The following is a 13924-nucleotide window of genomic DNA, read 5'->3' on the forward strand; positions in this document are numbered from 1 at the left end:
ACGGTTCCCGAATCGTTGTCGAGGGCTTGTGCAGAGCGTCACCCACTGCTGACGAGTCCGCCCGAGACAAGGCAGACTGTTGAGCGCGATACCAGCGGTACCGCGCCATCCGGATGCACACCGCACTTCGGCGCAGGACGGACATCCGGGCGTGGGCACCGCCGGCAGGATCCGCAGACGAGCGGGACCGGCAGGCGAGCAGGACAGGGGGCGTCAATGGACCGTGACAGCGGGCCACGCATGCGCGTACCGGAGCAGCGTGCTCCGGAGAAACCGGGTACGGCGGAAGCTCTCAGGTTCACCGTGCTGGGCCCCGTACGGGCCTGGCGGGGCTCGGAGCTGCTCTCCTCCGGCTCACCCCAGCAGCGCGCCCTGCTGACCGCGCTGTTGCTGCGCGAGGGCCGGACGGCCACCGCGGGCGAGCTGATCGACGCGTTCTGGGGCGAGGACCCGCCCTCGCAGGCGCTGGCCACGATCCGGACGTACGCCTCCCGGCTGCGCAAGATCCTCGGCCAGGACACGTTGGTGAGCGAGTCCGGCGGATACGCGATCCGGACCGACCGGGGCGCGCTGGACCTGACCCTGGCCCAGGACCTGGCGGCCGAGGCGGAGAAGGCGCGGGCTGCCGGGGACCGGTGCCAGGCCCGGACGCTGATCAACAAGGTGCTGGGCCTGTGGGACGGCGAGGCGCTGGCCTCCGTGCCCGGCCCGTACGCGGACAACCAGCGGACCCGACTGGAAGAGTGGCGGCTCCAGCTCACCGAGACGCGGCTCGATCTGGACCTGGAGGTCGGCTGCCACGCGGAGGCGGTCTCCGAGCTGACCGCGCTGACCGCGGCGCACCCGCTGCGGGAGCGGCTGCGGGAGCTGCTGATGGTGGCGCTGTACCGCAGCGGCCGGCAGGCGGAGGCGCTCGCGGTGTACGCGGACACGCGGCGGCTCCTCGCGGAGGAACTGGGCGTGGACCCGCGCCCCGAACTGGCCCAGCTCCAGCAGCGGATCCTGCGCGCGGACGAGGAGCTGGCCCGCCCGGCGGACGAACCGGCGCCCGCGCCGGCGCCGTTGAAGCCGGCGCAGCTCCCGGCCACCGTGCCCGACTTCACCGGGCGCTCCGCGTTCGTGTCGGAGCTGGGCAGCCGGCTGGCGACGGCGGAGGGCTCGGTCATGGCGGTCTCCGCGGTGGCGGGGATCGGCGGGGTCGGCAAGACCACCCTGGCGGTCCACGTCGCGCACCACGCCCGCCGGCACTTCCCGGACGGGCAGCTGTACGTCGACCTCCAGGGCGCGGGGGCGCGGGCGGCCGAGCCGGAGACGGTCCTCGGCTCGTTCCTGCGCGCCCTGGGCACGGCGGACTCGGCGATCCCGGACACGCTGGACGAGCGGGCGGCGCTGTACCGCTCGGCGCTGGACGGCCGCCGCATCCTGATCCTCCTGGACAACGCCCATGACGCGGCCCAGATCCGCCCGTTGCTGCCCGGTACGCCGGGGTGCGCGGCGCTGGTGACGAGCCGGGTGCGGATGGTGGACCTGGCCGGGGCGCATCTGGTGGACCTGGACGTGATGTCGCCGGAGGAGGCGCTGGCTCTCTTCACCCGGATCGTCGGCGCGGAGCGGGTGGGCGCGGAGCGCGATGCGGCCCTCGACGTGGTGGCCGCGTGCGGCTTCCTGCCCCTGGCCATCCGCATCGCCGCCTCCCGCCTGGCGGCGCGCCGCACGTGGACGGTGTCGGTCCTCGCCGCGAAGCTCGCCGACGAGCGGCGCCGACTGGACGAGCTCCAGGCGGGGGACCTCGCGGTGAAGGCCACGTTCGAACTCGGCTACGGCCAACTGGAACCGGCCCAGGCCCGCGCCTTCCGCCTCCTGGGCCTCGCGGACGGCCCGGACATCTCCCTGGCCGCGGCCGCCGCCCTGCTGAACCTGGACCCGCACGAGGCGGAGGACCTCCTGGAGGCCCTGGTCGACACGAGCCTGGTGGAGTCCGCCGCCCCGGGCCGCTACCGCTACCACGACCTGGTCCGCCTCTACGCGCGTGCGTGCGCGGAGCGGGACGAGGAGGCGGTGGAGCGGGAGTCGGCGTTGTCGCGGCTGCTGGACTTCTATCTGGCTACGGCGGCGGGGGTGTATGCGCTGGAGCGGCCGGGGGACCGGACCGTGGACCACCTGGAAGTGACAGAGTACGAGGGATTGTCCTTCACTGATCACAAGCGCGCCCTCGACTGGCTCTACGCGGAGGCGGGCTGTCTGCTTGCCTGCGTGCAGCAGAACCGTGACGCAGCGTCGGTCCGGCGGGCTGTGGGCCTTCTGCTGGCTTCGAAGGATCTCGCCGAGTCCGGTGCGAACGCGCGTCAGTTCGAGTCCGCGGCCACCGTCGTCAGGGACGCGGCTGTGGACGTCGGCGACCCGTACGCGGAGGCTCGGGCGCGGACAACGCTCGCGCAGGTGCACAGCATGGCCGGTCGTTTCGGCGAGGCGGAGGACGAGGCTCGCAGAGCCATGTCACTGGCCCCGTCGGTGGACGACGTGTGGACGCACTGCAATGCGCCGAACGAGCTGGGAATCATCGCCGGTTACCGAAACCAGCAGGTCGAGGCCGAGACTCTGCTGAGGCAGGCATGCACGTCGTTTCGCGCAGACGGGAACCAAGCTGGGGAGGCCAGTGCTCTGTGCAACCTCTCCCGCGTCCATCTCGCCATGGGTCGTACCGACAGTGCGGTGAAGCTGGCAGAGGAGGGCGTGGCTCTCTACAACCGCATGGGCCTCACTCTGCGGCTGGCGAACGGCCGCTACGCCTTGGGGCTGGCCCTGGCACGTGCGAACCGGCCGGAAGAGGCGGTGGGGCGGCTCACCGAAGCCCTGTCCGTGTTCCGGGAAAGCCGTCAGCGTCTCTGGGAGGGAATGACGCTGTTCCGTCTGGCCGAGGTACAACTCACCGCAGAGCAACCGGCACAAGCGGCCGCCCTGGCAGAGCAGGCGCTCACCGTGTTGCTCCACATAGGCGGAGAGTGGCGCCGCGCCAATGTGCTCACTGTGCTGGGCCAGGCGCTGCATGGCATAGGACAGGCTGACCGGGCACAGGTCTGCTGGCGGGAGGCGCTCTCCGTCTTCGACCAACTGAAGGCTCCTGAAGGCGAGTCCGTCTCCCTGCTGCTCTCCTCGACGAGGTCCCCCAGCGAGGGCTGACAGCACGTTCATCGTTCGTTTATCGACGGCGTGCAGTCTTGCTCCCGTCGACACGTCGCGTCGGGGGGCAGACGTTTCGGCAGTGGAACCGAGCACTAAGGTGAACGGCTCTGAATAGCCCGTCCGGCAGCCCACGGGGGAGCAGCCGGACGGGCTTCGCCAACCATCCACGCACCGAGTAACGGAGTTCACCCATGAGCGAAGCGAAGAAGATCAAGCCGCCCAAGGCTCAGCCCGGGACCGCCGGCGACGTCAAGCCCGAGGACAGTCACATGACGGGCGAGCCCACGATCAAGCCCTTGGACAGTCACATGACGGGCGAGCCCACGATCAAGCCCTTGGACAGTCACATGACGGGCGAGCCCACGATCAAGCCCACGGACAGCCACATGACGGGGCCGGACCCGCGCTGAGCGGGGGCCCAAGGGGGAAGCAGCCGCGGTGGCGCCGAGGGGGAGCCACCGCGGTCGCCGCACGGGGGAATGTGCGAGGGGCCCGAGACGGGGAAACGCTCGGGCCCCTCACCCGTGTCCGGGCGACACCAGTGGTATGGCATAGAAAATGCTAAAGTGGCCCCATGGTCGAAACCCCCGACTTCCCCCCCGGAGACGGCCCCAGCAGCGGCATCTCCGTCTCCCTCACCGCCGGCACCCTGCACGCGATCCGCGAGCGGGTCGGCAAACGCGGCGTCTCCGCCTACCTCGAAATGGCCGCGCAGCGACAGATCGAGCGAGACGGCCTGGACGAGCTCCTCGCCGATTTCGAGACGGCGAACGGGCCCGTCGACCCCGACGCCGTGGCCGACAAGCGCGCCAAGCTGACGAGCAGCCCTCCCGAAGCCGGAGCAGCCGCGTGAGCGGTGCGCTGGTCCTCGACAGCGAAGGGCTCGCGCAGGCTGTCCAGCGGAACCGAGAGGTTCAGGAATGGCTGGAGGCAGCTCGCGACGCCGACATCCCGGTCATCACCTCGGCAGTGGTCCTGGTCGAGGTGATCCACCCACGGATCAATCCCGCCGCACTCTCCTGGACGCTGTCACGCATCCGCGTCGAACCGGTCAGCCAGACCCTCGCGCACACCGCCGCGTCCCTGCTTCGCAACGCCGGACTGCACGGCCACAAGTACGCGATCGACTCATTGCTCTGCGCAACCGCTCTGGCACACCCTGGCCGGGTGACGATCCTGACGTCCGATGTGGAGGACATCAGCCTCCTCACGGCCGACCACCCTCGCGTCACAGCAGAGAAGATCTGAGGCCCCGCCCTTCCGCGTGTCCGAGGCTACGGCTACAGGCCCCGCTCCTCGAACCACCGCTCGATGTCGCGCAGCTCGGCGGCGGACGCGGCCTGCTCCTCCTCGGTGAGCGGGCCGTACTCCTTCTGTATCCATGCCACCAGCTCCCCCAGCCGGTCCTGCTCGCGTCGGCGCTCGACGACCCGAGTGACGTACGCGCTCAACCCTCCGGGGCCGACCTCGGCCAGGATCTCCTCCGCCAGCCCCTCCGGCAGGGTGACGGTGTACTTCTTGGTTGCCATACGCACGACCATGCCGCCGGAAACTCGCCAGCCCCACTCATTTCCTGCCATCCGGCGATCCCCGCAGCTCCCCCTTCACCACCTTGCCGCTCGCGTTGCGCGGGAGTTCCGGGACGAACTCCACCGTCCGCGGGACCTTGAAGTTCGCCATCTCGCGGCGGGACCAGGCGATCAGGTCGTCCGCGGTGAGCGTCGCGCCCCGGCGGCGGACCGCGTAGGCCTTGCCGACCTCGCCGAGGCGGGGGTCCGGGACGCCGATGACCGCGACGTCGGCCACGTCCGGGTGGAGGCCGAGGAGCTGCTCTATCTCGGCCGGGTAGGCGTTGAAGCCGCCCACGATGAACATGTCCTTGATCCGGTCCGTGATCCTGAGGTTGCCCGCCGGGTCCAGGACGCCCACGTCGCCGGTGCGGAGCCAGCCGTCCTCCGTCATCGTGGCGGCAGTCGTGTCCGGGTCCTCGAAGTAGCCGGTCATCACGGTGAAGCCGCGGACCTGGATCTCGCCCGGAGCGCCCGGGTCCGCCAGGACGCGGATCTCGGTGCCGGGAATCGCGCGGCCCGAGGTCGTCGCCACGATCTCCGGTGCGTCGCCCCTGCGGCACATCGTGACGATGCCGCTCGCCTCCGAGAGGCCGTACGCCGTGAGGACCGTCGCGATGCCCAGTTCGTTGCGCAGGCGCTCCACCAGCTGGAGCGGGACCACCGCCGCCCCCGTCACCACCAGGCGCAGGGCCGCCAGGTCGTGCGCCGCGCGTGCCGGGTGGTCCAGCAGGGACTGGTGGAGGGTCGGCGGGCCGGGGAGGACCGAGATCCGTTCCGCCGCGATGTTCGCCAGCACCGTGTCCACGTTGAACACCGGCTGCGGCACCATCGTGGCCCCCCTCATCAGGCAGGCGATGATCCCGGCCTTGTAGCCGAAGGTGTGGAAGAACGGGTTCACGATGAGGTAGCGGTCGCCCTCGCGCAGGCCCGCCAGGTCGCCCCAGATCTCGTACGCGCGCAGCGTCTGGGCGTGGGTGATCACCGCCCCCTTCGGCGCACCCGTCGTGCCCGAGGTGTAGATGATGTCGGAGGGGGACGAGGGGGCGATCGCCGCCGCTCGGTCCCGTACCGCCGAGGGGGTCACCCCCTCCCCCGCCGCCAGGAAGTCCGGCCAGCTCGTGTAGTCCTCGGGAGCCGTGTCCGCCAGCACCACCACCCGTTCCAGGTCCGGCAGTTTCACCTCCGCCCGGCGCAACGACGCCACGTACGACGTGCCCAGGAACGTACCCGTCACGAACAGCAGCCTCGCCCGGCTGCGCCGCAGGATGTGCGCCGCCTCCGTGCCCTTGAAGCGGGTGTTGAGGGGGACCAGCACCGCGCCCGCGCTCACCGCACCCAGCGCCGAGACGATCCACTCCGTCGTGTTCGGGGCCCAGATCGCCACCCGGTCCCCCGGCTCCACCCCGGCCGCCATGCACGCGGCCGCCGCGCGCTCCACCCGGTCGCCGAGTTCGGCGTACGAGAGCCGGGTGCGGCCGTCGGCCACCGCCTCGGCCGGGCCGTACCTTCTCGCCGCCGCCCGGACCAGCCCCGGGATGCTGCCCCACTCCTCGTCGCCCCGCATCACGCGCCCGCCTTCCGCCGCCGCACTAGCTGACTATCCGTCAGATTAGCGATAGCCTCTGCCGCTGTCAGCAGGGGCGACAGTGCGGGAGGTCAGCGGATGGCGACGCTCAAGGACGCGACGGCGATAGCCGGGATAGGGCAGACGGCGTTCGCGAAACGGCTCCCGGAGTCCGAGAAGACCCTCGCCTGCCGGGCGATCCTCGCCGCCCTCGACGACGCGGGCATCGCCCCCTCGGAGGTCGACGCCTTCGCCTCGTACACCATGGAGGAGACCGACGAGGTCGAGGTCGCCAAGGCGATCGGGGCCGGGGACGTCACCTTCTTCTCCAAGGTGGGGTACGGAGGCGGGGGCTCCTGCGCCACGCTCGGCCATCTCGCCGCCGCCATCGCCACCGGGCAGGCGAGCGTCGGGGTCGCCTGGCGGTCCCGGAAGCGCGGGTCGGGACCCCGGCCGTGGAGGAACACCGCCGTCCAGCTCCCCACCCCCGCCCAGTGGACCCGGCCCTACGGGCTGCTGCGCCCCGCCGACGAGATCGGCATGCTCGCCCGGCGCTACATGCACGAGTACGGGGCCACCCGCGACCACCTCTTCAACGTCGCCCTCGCCTGCCGCAACCGGGCCAACCAGAACCCGGACGCGATCATGTACGACCGGCCGCTGACCCGCGAGATGTACATGACCTCCCGCTGGATCAGCGAACCCCTCTGCCTCTTCGACAACTGCCTGGAGACGGACGGGGCGTTGGCCTGTGTCATCGTCTCCGCCGAGCGCGCCCGCGACTGCCGGCGAAGGCCCGTCTACCTCCACTCCGTCGCCCAGGGGCTGCCCGCCCAGCACCACGGGATGGTCAACTACTGGAACGACGACCCGCTCACCGGGCCGGCCTGGACGGCGGCCCGACAGCTGTGGAAGCAGGCCGACTTCGGTCCGGACGACGTCCATGTCGCCCAGATCTACGACGCGTTCACCCCGCTCGTCCCGCTCTCCCTGGAGGGCTACGGCTTCTGTGCGCGCGGCGAGGGCGGCGCGTTCACCGAGGGCGGGGCGCTGGAGAGCGGCGGACGGCTGCCGGTCAACACCGGCGGGGGCGGGTTGAGCGAGGCGTACGTCCACGGCTTCAACCTCATCACCGAAGGCGTCAAGCAACTGCGCGGCACCTCCACCGCCCAGGTGCCGGACGCCGCCACCTGCCTGGTCACCGCCGGTGAGGGTGTGCCGACATCCGCTGTTCTGTTGAGGAGTTGAGGAGGTCCCCATGAACATGTCCTCTTCCGGTCCCGGTCCCGACTCCGGTTCCGATGCCCTGCTGCTGCCCGTCGTCGACGAGGACGGCGCGCCCTTCTGGGAGTACGCCGCCCGGGGCGAACTCCGTGTCCAGGCCTGCGCCTCCCCCGCCTGCGGCGAACTCCGCTTCCCGCCCCGGCCCTGCTGCCCGCACTGCGGGTCCTTCGCGAGCGAATGGCGGCTGATGAGCGGGCGCGGGCGGCTCTGGTCGTACGTCGTCCCGCACCCGCCCCTCCTCCCCGCCTACGCCGAACAGGCCCCGTACAACGCGGTGTTGGTCGAGCTGGCGGATGCCCCACGGATCCGTCTCGCCGGGAACGTCGTCGCCTCGCCCGACGCACCGCTGAACTCCGTCGATCCGGCACGGCTGCGGATCGGGGCTCCGGTGCGGGCCGCCTTCTGCCCGGCGGGGCCCGACGGCTCGGTCACGCTCGTCCGCTGGCTCCTGGAGCGGTGAGCGGTGGCGCTGCGCATCGAGCGGGAGGCCGCGGCCGGGGTCGTCCTCGTCACCCTCGACCGGCCGGCGAAGCTCAACGCGATCGACCTGGAGACCGCCGGTGAACTCGCTTCGATGTGGCAGGAGTTGCGGTACGACGAGAGTGTCCGGGCCGCCGTCCTCACCGGGGCCGGGACGCGCGCCTTCTGTACCGGGATCGACCGGGCGGTCGAGGTCCCGCAGCCCCCCTCCCCGTACGCCCTCGACGACCCGCTCCTGCGCATCGGCCCCAAGGCGAACGACCTGTGGAAGCCGGTGATCGCGGCGGTGGAGGGGATGGCCTGCGGCGGGGCGTTCTACCTGCTGGGCGAGGCGGAGTTCGTCGTCGCGTCCCGGGAGGCGACGTTCTTCGACCCGCACACGACGTACGGGATGGTCTCGGCGTACGAGGCGATCGCGATGGCCCAGCGGATGCCGTACGGGGAGGTCGCCCGGATGTCCCTGATGGGCACCGCGGAACGGGTGAGCGCAGAGCGGGCGCACGCGGTCGGCCTGGTCAGCGAGGTGACGGAGCCGGGCGGCGCGGTGGCGGCGGCGCTGCGAGCGGCGGCCGTGATCGCCGGACACCCGACGGACGCGGTACAGGGCACGGTCCGGGCGGTGTGGTCCGCGAAGGAGGCGGCCAGGACCCAGGCGATGGCCCAGGCCCCGGCGCTGATCGCCCTCGGCAACCTGCCCCCTGACCGGCAGGCGGAGCTGTTCGGGATGCGGGGAGCGAGCGGGGAGCCCCGGGTGCGGTGAGCGCGCGTGCCGTGCGGTCAGACCACCTCGGCGGTCACTACGCAGCGCTTGACCCGGGAGACCTTGCCGGGGCTCTCCATGCGTACGGTGAGCCTGCTGGAGTCGCCGCTGTCGAGGGTCGTGGTGGCCTCGGCCGTGTCCACGGTGTTGCCGCGGGCGTCGACGAACCGGACGTCGATCTCGTAATCCTGCGCGTACCGGTCGTTCGACTGGACCTCGATCAGCGACGAGGTGACCGCCTTGCGCTTGCCCTTGCGCGGCGTGGCGCAGCGGATCACCCGGACGGCGGGTGCGCCGTCGGACGCGGTGGGCGTCGGGGTGGAATAGGAGTCGGACGAGCCGGAGGACGAGGAGCTGTCGCCGTAGTCGTAGTCGTCGTCGTTGTAGTCCGTGTCGCGGTAGCCGTTGTTGCTCTTCTTCGAGCTGGAGCAGCCGCCACCGCTCGAACTGCCGCTCTTGCTCTTGCCGCTCTTGCCGCCGCTGCTGGAGGTCGAGAATCCGGTGAGCGCGAGCACCACCACGACCAGGACCGCCGCGAGCTTCATCTGTTGCCGCATCATGGATGCAGCCCCCCTTTGTGTTTCGTTGCCGTATGTGGAGCCGGTGGCGTGCGTTGCGACCCTCAGCATGCCGTGCGGGACTCCCTGTTCAGGTCATGACCCTGTCACGGTCCGGTCATGGTCTGCGTGGCGGGGGTGGTCGTCCCGGCGTAGCGTCGGTGACGGGGGCCGTTCGCGTACGCCCCTGGAGGCCTGGCGATGATCCGCAACATCCTCGGCTCCGTCGTGGCCCTGGCCGGGGCCGCCTCCGCCGTGCTGAGCCCGTTCCGCGACTGGTACGGCGGGCGGGCCGGGCACGACTACCGGGTGGCGGACCTCTTCGAGGGGATCACCCCCACCGAGTCGGGGGTGCTGGTCTCGATCCTGCTGCCGTTCCTGGGGGCGGCGCTGCTGGTGGTCCTGGGCGTGGTGCTCCGCTCGCGGCTCGTGGTCTCCCTCGCGGGCCTGGTCGTGCTGGGCTTCACGATCCTGTGGATGGTCCGCCAGGGACAGGCCGCGGGGTCCCTGGTGGTGGGCGGGGACGGGGAGGGGTTGCAGGTGGGGGTGGTGAACGCGCTGGCGGGTGGGGTGCTGATGCTGATCGGGGCGTTGCTGATGACGGGCCGGCGGAGCCGGCGGGAGCGGGAGCGGAAGCCGGTGGAGCCGTTCGCCGTGCCGACGGCGGATCAGGTGGACACGTGGCCGCCCACGCAGGAGCCGGGGATGTCCGTGCAGACGTCGCCGTGGCCGGAGCCGGAGGTGGACCCGTACACGGGGCCCGATCCCCGTGATCCCCGTACGCGGTCGTATCCGCAGGCCGTCCCGCATCCGGAGGACGACCCCCGGGACCCGGTGCACCCTCCCCACCCGCCGCCGCCCCCGCGACAGGGTTGACCCTGGAACCACGCAGCCTCGCCGCCCTCCCGAGCAAGGGTTCCGTCCTCAATCGCCGGACGGGCAGGGAAATCAAGCCCGTCCGGCGATTGAGGACAAAAGCAACCCGCTCAGGTCCGCGCCCGGTTCCCCGTGCCCGTTCCCTTCAGCGCGTCCAGCGCGTACACACAGCGGTCCTTGCTGCACGCGTACACCACGCCCCCCTGCGCCACCGGCGAGCCCGTGATCTCGCCGCCCGTCGCCAGCTTCCAGCGGAGCTGGCCGCCCGCCGCGTCCAGGGTGTACAGCACATGGTCCGCCGAGCCGAAGTGGACCCGGCCGTCCGCCACCACCGGCGCGCCCACGACGTCGCCGCCCGCCGCGAAGCGCCACTTCGGAGTGCCCGTGACCGCGTCCAGGGTGTACAGCGCGCTGCCGCTGCCGACGTGCACGTTGCCCACCGCGACCAGCACAGGTTCGATGGAGGAGCGGGCCTCCGTGGCGATCCGCCAGCGGTCCTTGCCGGTCGTCGCGTCCAGTGCGTACACCGTGCCGAGGTAGTCAGCGAGGTACACCCCGCCGCCGGTCACCGCCGGGCCCGGCGCGAACGCGGGCGGGGAGAGGAAGACCGCCGGGGCCTCGAAGTGCCAGCGCACCCGGCCGGATCCGGTCTCCACCGCCAGCACGCGGGTGCCCGCCGCGACGTAGACGTAGCCGTCGGTGGCCGGGGTGACCCGGACCGGGACGCCGCCGCAGGAGGCCGCGTCGCCGATCGGGTACGACCAGCGCTCCAGGCCCGTACGGGCGTCCAGCGCGCGCAGCCGGGCGTCCTGCCAGACGTACACCGTGCCGTCGTGGATGACCGGCCCGGCCTCCGCCGTCTCGAAGTCGCTCTGCGCGCCGGTGACTTCCCACAGCTTCTCGCCGCTGGACGCCTCCCAGCCCTGGACGCCGCCGCCCCGGGTCGCGGTCAGGACCGTGCCCCGGTCGGCCCTGACCGCGTACACCCAGGCGTCGGTCGACAGGCGCCACTGCTCGGCGCCGGTCGTGGCGTCCAGGGCGTACAGCGAGGGGCCGTCCGAGGCGTGGATCCTGCCGCCCTCGACGGCCATCGCCCAGGCCACGTCCCGGGTCTTGAACTGGCGTCGGCCGTTGCCCACGTCCAGCGCGTGGACCTCGAAGGACGTCACGTACAGCAGATCGCCCGAGACGACGGGCGTGCCCCACACGTCGTTGGACATGCGGAAGCGCCAGGGCCGCCAGCGGTCGGGGGCGGGGGCCGCGCCCTCCGGGGCGGGGCCCGGGGGCGGGACGGCGGCGGTGGGGGCCGCGGCCGGTGAACCGTTCACCCCGGCGGGCGGGCGGACCCAGCCGGTCGCCGGGGCCGGGTGCGCGGCGGCCGCCCCGCGCCCGTCCCCGGCACGCGGGCCGGGCCCGATCGGCACCTTCGCGCCGGGCAGCCGGACGGGCCCGCTGTCGGGAGCCGCGGACGGTCCCGCAGAAGGGGCGGGCCCGCCGGACATCGGCGAGGGCGAGGCCAGCGGGGAGGGCGAGCGCAGATCGGCCCCGCTGCGCCAGGCGGTGTCCGACCCCGGGGCCCTCGGAGGCTGCCGAGGAGGCGGCGGGGGCGACACCGGGGCCGCGGGCGGCGCGGTCCGGCCGCCGCCCCGGCGGGCCTCGATCATCGCGGTGGCCCGGGACGGCAGCCAGGCCGAGGCCGTACCGCTGTCGTCGCCGCCGGAGGCGAAGAGGTGCGGAGCGAGCTGGGCCTGGAGGTCGGCGGGGCTGGGCCGCTGGGTGGCGTCCATCTGCATGCAGGACTCGATCAGCGGCCGCAGGTCGTCGGGCAGCCCTTCCAGGTCGGGGCCCTCGCGCAGCAGCATGAACACCGTCTCGACCGGGTTGGCCCCGTGGAAGGGGGCGTGCCCGGTGGCGGCGAAGACGAGGGTCGAGCCGAGCGAGAAGATGTCGCTGGCCCCGGTGACGCTGCGGGAGTCCCGGGCCTGCTCGGGCGACATGTACGCGGGCGTGCCGACCGCGACGTTCGTCATGGTCAGGCGGGTGTTGGAGACGCCGGACGCGATGCCGAAGTCGATCACCCGGGGGCCGTCCTCGACGACGAGGACGTTGGACGGCTTCAGGTCGCGGTGGACGAGGCCCGCGCCGTGGATGGACTGGAGAGCCTCGGCGATACCGGCGGCCAGCCAGCGCACGGCCTGCGTCGGCATGGGACCGCACTCGTTCACTATCTCTTCGAGCGAGGGCGCGGGCACATAGGCGGTGGCGAGCCAGGGCACGGCGGCGCGCGGGTCGGCGTCGACCACGGCGGCGGTGTAGAACCCGCTGACGGCACGGGCGGCCTCGACCTCACGTGTGAAGCGGACCCGGAAGAGCTGGTCCTCGGCGAGTTCGGTCCGCACCGTCTTGATCGCCACCCGCCGGCCGGACGCCGAGCGGGCGAGATAGACCAGCCCCATGCCGCCGGCCCCGAGCCGTCCCAGCACCTCGAACGGGCCGATCCGTCTCGGGTCGTGCTGCGTCAGCTGCTCCACCACTTGCCTGCCACCTCCCCGTACGGACCTCGGCGACGAAGTCCGCGAATTACCGCCCGGTCGAATCCCGCCCTGCGCACACCCCGATTCTTCCTGGCCCGGGCCCCGGTTGCGAACCCGGGGGCGGATCGGGGTGTCCCATGTCACTTCATCCCGTATCCGGCCACACCGGGTTCACCCGCACCGGTCACGGAAGCAGTTCGCTGGGCTGCAGTACGGCGAAGGCGGCCCCCTGGTCGTCGTGGAGCACGGCCATCCTGCCGTAGGGGATGTCGAAGGGCGGCTGGGCGACCCGGCCGCCGAGCTGTACGGCGAGTTCGGCGGCGGCGTCGCAGTCGGCGACGGCGAAGTAGATGAGGAAGTAGCTCGGCATCTCGGCCGGGAAGGCGTCCGTGATGACGCTGCGGCCGCCGACGGCGGTGTCCGGGCCCGGTTCGACGCCCTCGGGGGACCACATCCGGAAGTCGACCAGCGCTTCGGCGTCGTCGGAGACGTCGTGGCCCGCCTCGTCCAGGTCGGTGCCGTGGAAGCCGAAGACCTTCTCGTAGAAGGGGTCCACGCGGTCCGGCTGCCGGGTGTAGACCTCGGTCCAGCAGAAGGAGCCGGGGTCGTTCTGCTTCTCGAAGCCCGCGCGCTCCTCCGGCTGCCAGAGCCCGAAGACCGCGCCCCCGGGGTCGGCCGCCTCCGCCACGATCCCGGCGCGCCCCGCCCGTACGGGGTCGGTGATGATCTGGCCGCCGTGCTCGCGGATAGAGGCGACGGTGGCCCGGATGTCGTCGGTGGAGAAGTAGACGCCCCAGGCCGTGGGCATCCGGCCGTCCTTCTTGGCGGCGAGCGCGGCGACCAGCCGGCCGCCGCTGAGCGCGTCCGCGAAGGGCATGCCGTCGCCCGCCCGGAAGGTCCAGCCGAAGAGCCCGCCGTAGAAGCGCTTGCCCGCTTCGAGGTCGGAGAGCTGCACGTCCGCCCAGCACGGCGCGGAATGCGCGAATGCGGCCATGGGACCGGGTCCTTCCGTAGCAGTGACGCCACCAGCGGCGTCGGCATCGTGACGCCCGTCACAGTCAACGTAACGTCGCCCCCGGCCCCGCGCGCCCCGACGCACGGCGAACGCCTGGCGG

Annotated in this window: 13 protein-coding genes; 8 read left to right on the forward strand and 5 right to left on the reverse strand. The window is 72.3% G+C overall.

The window, feature by feature from the left end:
• The first annotated feature begins 216 nt into the window (after positions 1-216).
• From afsR to IE140_RS04775, 4 genes are all read left to right on the forward strand, one after another.
• Positions 217-3180 carry an SARP-family global regulator AfsR gene (afsR, locus tag IE140_RS04760; protein WP_150197254.1) on the forward strand — a complete coding sequence of 988 codons (2964 nt, stop codon included), beginning with the start codon at positions 217-219 and terminating at the stop codon, positions 3178-3180.
• Between the two features lie 194 nt (positions 3181-3374).
• Entirely contained in the window at positions 3375-3593 is a 219-nt protein-coding gene (locus IE140_RS04765; RefSeq protein WP_150197256.1) for a hypothetical protein, read from the forward strand.
• Between the two features lie 164 nt (positions 3594-3757).
• Positions 3758-4036: a hypothetical protein gene (locus tag IE140_RS04770; protein WP_150197258.1), complete on the forward strand. Its 279-nt coding sequence runs from the start codon at positions 3758-3760 to the stop codon at positions 4034-4036.
• On the forward strand, positions 4033-4431 hold the full coding sequence (locus IE140_RS04775; RefSeq protein ID WP_093439705.1) for a type II toxin-antitoxin system VapC family toxin: 399 nt from the start codon (positions 4033-4035) through the stop codon (positions 4429-4431). Before IE140_RS04770 ends, IE140_RS04775 begins: the two co-directional genes overlap by 4 nt.
• 32 nt (positions 4432-4463) lie before the next feature.
• Here the strand turns inward: IE140_RS04775 and IE140_RS04780 are convergent, their stop codons facing one another.
• Positions 4464-4712 (reverse strand): hypothetical protein, encoded by a 249-nt coding sequence (locus IE140_RS04780; RefSeq protein WP_229826685.1) that lies wholly within the window; start codon positions 4710-4712, stop codon positions 4464-4466.
• 37 nt (positions 4713-4749) lie between these two features.
• Positions 4750-6318, reverse strand: a complete 1569-nt coding sequence (locus IE140_RS04785; RefSeq protein WP_150197260.1) for a FadD3 family acyl-CoA ligase — start codon at positions 6316-6318, stop codon at positions 4750-4752.
• A 99-nt stretch (positions 6319-6417) separates the two neighbouring features.
• Here IE140_RS04785 and IE140_RS04790 point away from each other — a divergent pair, with 99 nt between their 5' ends.
• From IE140_RS04790 to IE140_RS04800, 3 genes are read left to right on the forward strand one after another with little or no spacing between them, the layout of a single operon-like run.
• Positions 6418-7566, forward strand: coding sequence for a lipid-transfer protein (locus IE140_RS04790; protein WP_150197262.1), 1149 nt, complete (start codon positions 6418-6420; stop codon positions 7564-7566).
• Between the two features lie 16 nt (positions 7567-7582).
• A complete protein-coding gene (locus IE140_RS04795) occupies positions 7583-8062 on the forward strand; it encodes a Zn-ribbon domain-containing OB-fold protein (protein WP_150197270.1) in 480 nt (159 codons plus the stop codon).
• A 3-nt stretch (positions 8063-8065) separates the two neighbouring features.
• The gene (locus tag IE140_RS04800) at positions 8066-8842 is read left to right on the forward strand and encodes an enoyl-CoA hydratase/isomerase family protein (RefSeq protein ID WP_150197264.1); all 777 of its coding nucleotides are present in this window, start codon (positions 8066-8068) and stop codon (positions 8840-8842) included.
• Between the two features lie 17 nt (positions 8843-8859).
• On the opposite strand, the gene IE140_RS04805 is transcribed toward IE140_RS04800, so the two are convergent.
• Positions 8860-9402: a hypothetical protein gene (locus IE140_RS04805; protein ID WP_150197266.1), complete on the reverse strand. Its 543-nt coding sequence runs from the start codon at positions 9400-9402 to the stop codon at positions 8860-8862.
• Between the two features lie 198 nt (positions 9403-9600).
• On the opposite strand from IE140_RS04805, the gene IE140_RS04810 reads away from it, so the two are divergent.
• Complete coding sequence (locus tag IE140_RS04810) at positions 9601-10275, forward strand: hypothetical protein (protein ID WP_189460072.1); 675 nt, start codon at positions 9601-9603, stop codon at positions 10273-10275.
• 110 nt (positions 10276-10385) lie between these two features.
• Here the strand turns inward: IE140_RS04810 and afsK are convergent, their stop codons facing one another.
• Together afsK and IE140_RS04820 are read right to left on the reverse strand one after the other, a co-directional pair.
• Positions 10386-12809, reverse strand: coding sequence for a protein serine/threonine kinase AfsK (gene afsK, locus IE140_RS04815; protein ID WP_189460074.1), 2424 nt, complete (start codon positions 12807-12809; stop codon positions 10386-10388).
• A gap of 184 nt (positions 12810-12993) precedes the next feature.
• Entirely contained in the window at positions 12994-13803 is an 810-nt protein-coding gene (locus IE140_RS04820) for a VOC family protein (protein WP_032777700.1), read from the reverse strand.
• Positions 13804-13924 lie beyond the last annotated feature (121 nt).

This window comes from Streptomyces parvus, from assembly GCF_014648875.1.
GTDB lineage: Bacteria > Actinomycetota > Actinomycetes > Streptomycetales > Streptomycetaceae > Streptomyces > Streptomyces parvus.

Excerpts from the sequence above, each read along its gene's own strand:
- IE140_RS04820 (WP_032777700.1), bottom strand. The coding sequence starts at position 13,803 with ATGGCCGCATTCGCGCATTCCGCGCCGTGCTGGGCGGACGTGCAGCTC.
- IE140_RS04785 (WP_150197260.1), bottom strand. The coding sequence starts at position 6,318 with ATGCGGGGCGACGAGGAGTGGGGCAGCATCCCGGGGCTGGTCCGGGCG.
- IE140_RS04795 (WP_150197270.1), top strand. The coding sequence starts at position 7,583 with ATGTCCTCTTCCGGTCCCGGTCCCGACTCCGGTTCCGATGCCCTGCTG.
- IE140_RS04790 (WP_150197262.1), top strand. The coding sequence starts at position 6,418 with ATGGCGACGCTCAAGGACGCGACGGCGATAGCCGGGATAGGGCAGACG.
- IE140_RS04810 (WP_189460072.1), top strand. The coding sequence starts at position 9,601 with ATGATCCGCAACATCCTCGGCTCCGTCGTGGCCCTGGCCGGGGCCGCC.
- IE140_RS04765 (WP_150197256.1), top strand. The coding sequence starts at position 3,375 with ATGAGCGAAGCGAAGAAGATCAAGCCGCCCAAGGCTCAGCCCGGGACC.
- IE140_RS04780 (WP_229826685.1), bottom strand. The coding sequence starts at position 4,712 with ATGGCAACCAAGAAGTACACCGTCACCCTGCCGGAGGGGCTGGCGGAG.
- IE140_RS04770 (WP_150197258.1), top strand. The coding sequence starts at position 3,758 with ATGGTCGAAACCCCCGACTTCCCCCCCGGAGACGGCCCCAGCAGCGGC.
- IE140_RS04805 (WP_150197266.1), bottom strand. The coding sequence starts at position 9,402 with ATGATGCGGCAACAGATGAAGCTCGCGGCGGTCCTGGTCGTGGTGGTG.
- afsR (WP_150197254.1), top strand. The coding sequence starts at position 217 with ATGGACCGTGACAGCGGGCCACGCATGCGCGTACCGGAGCAGCGTGCT.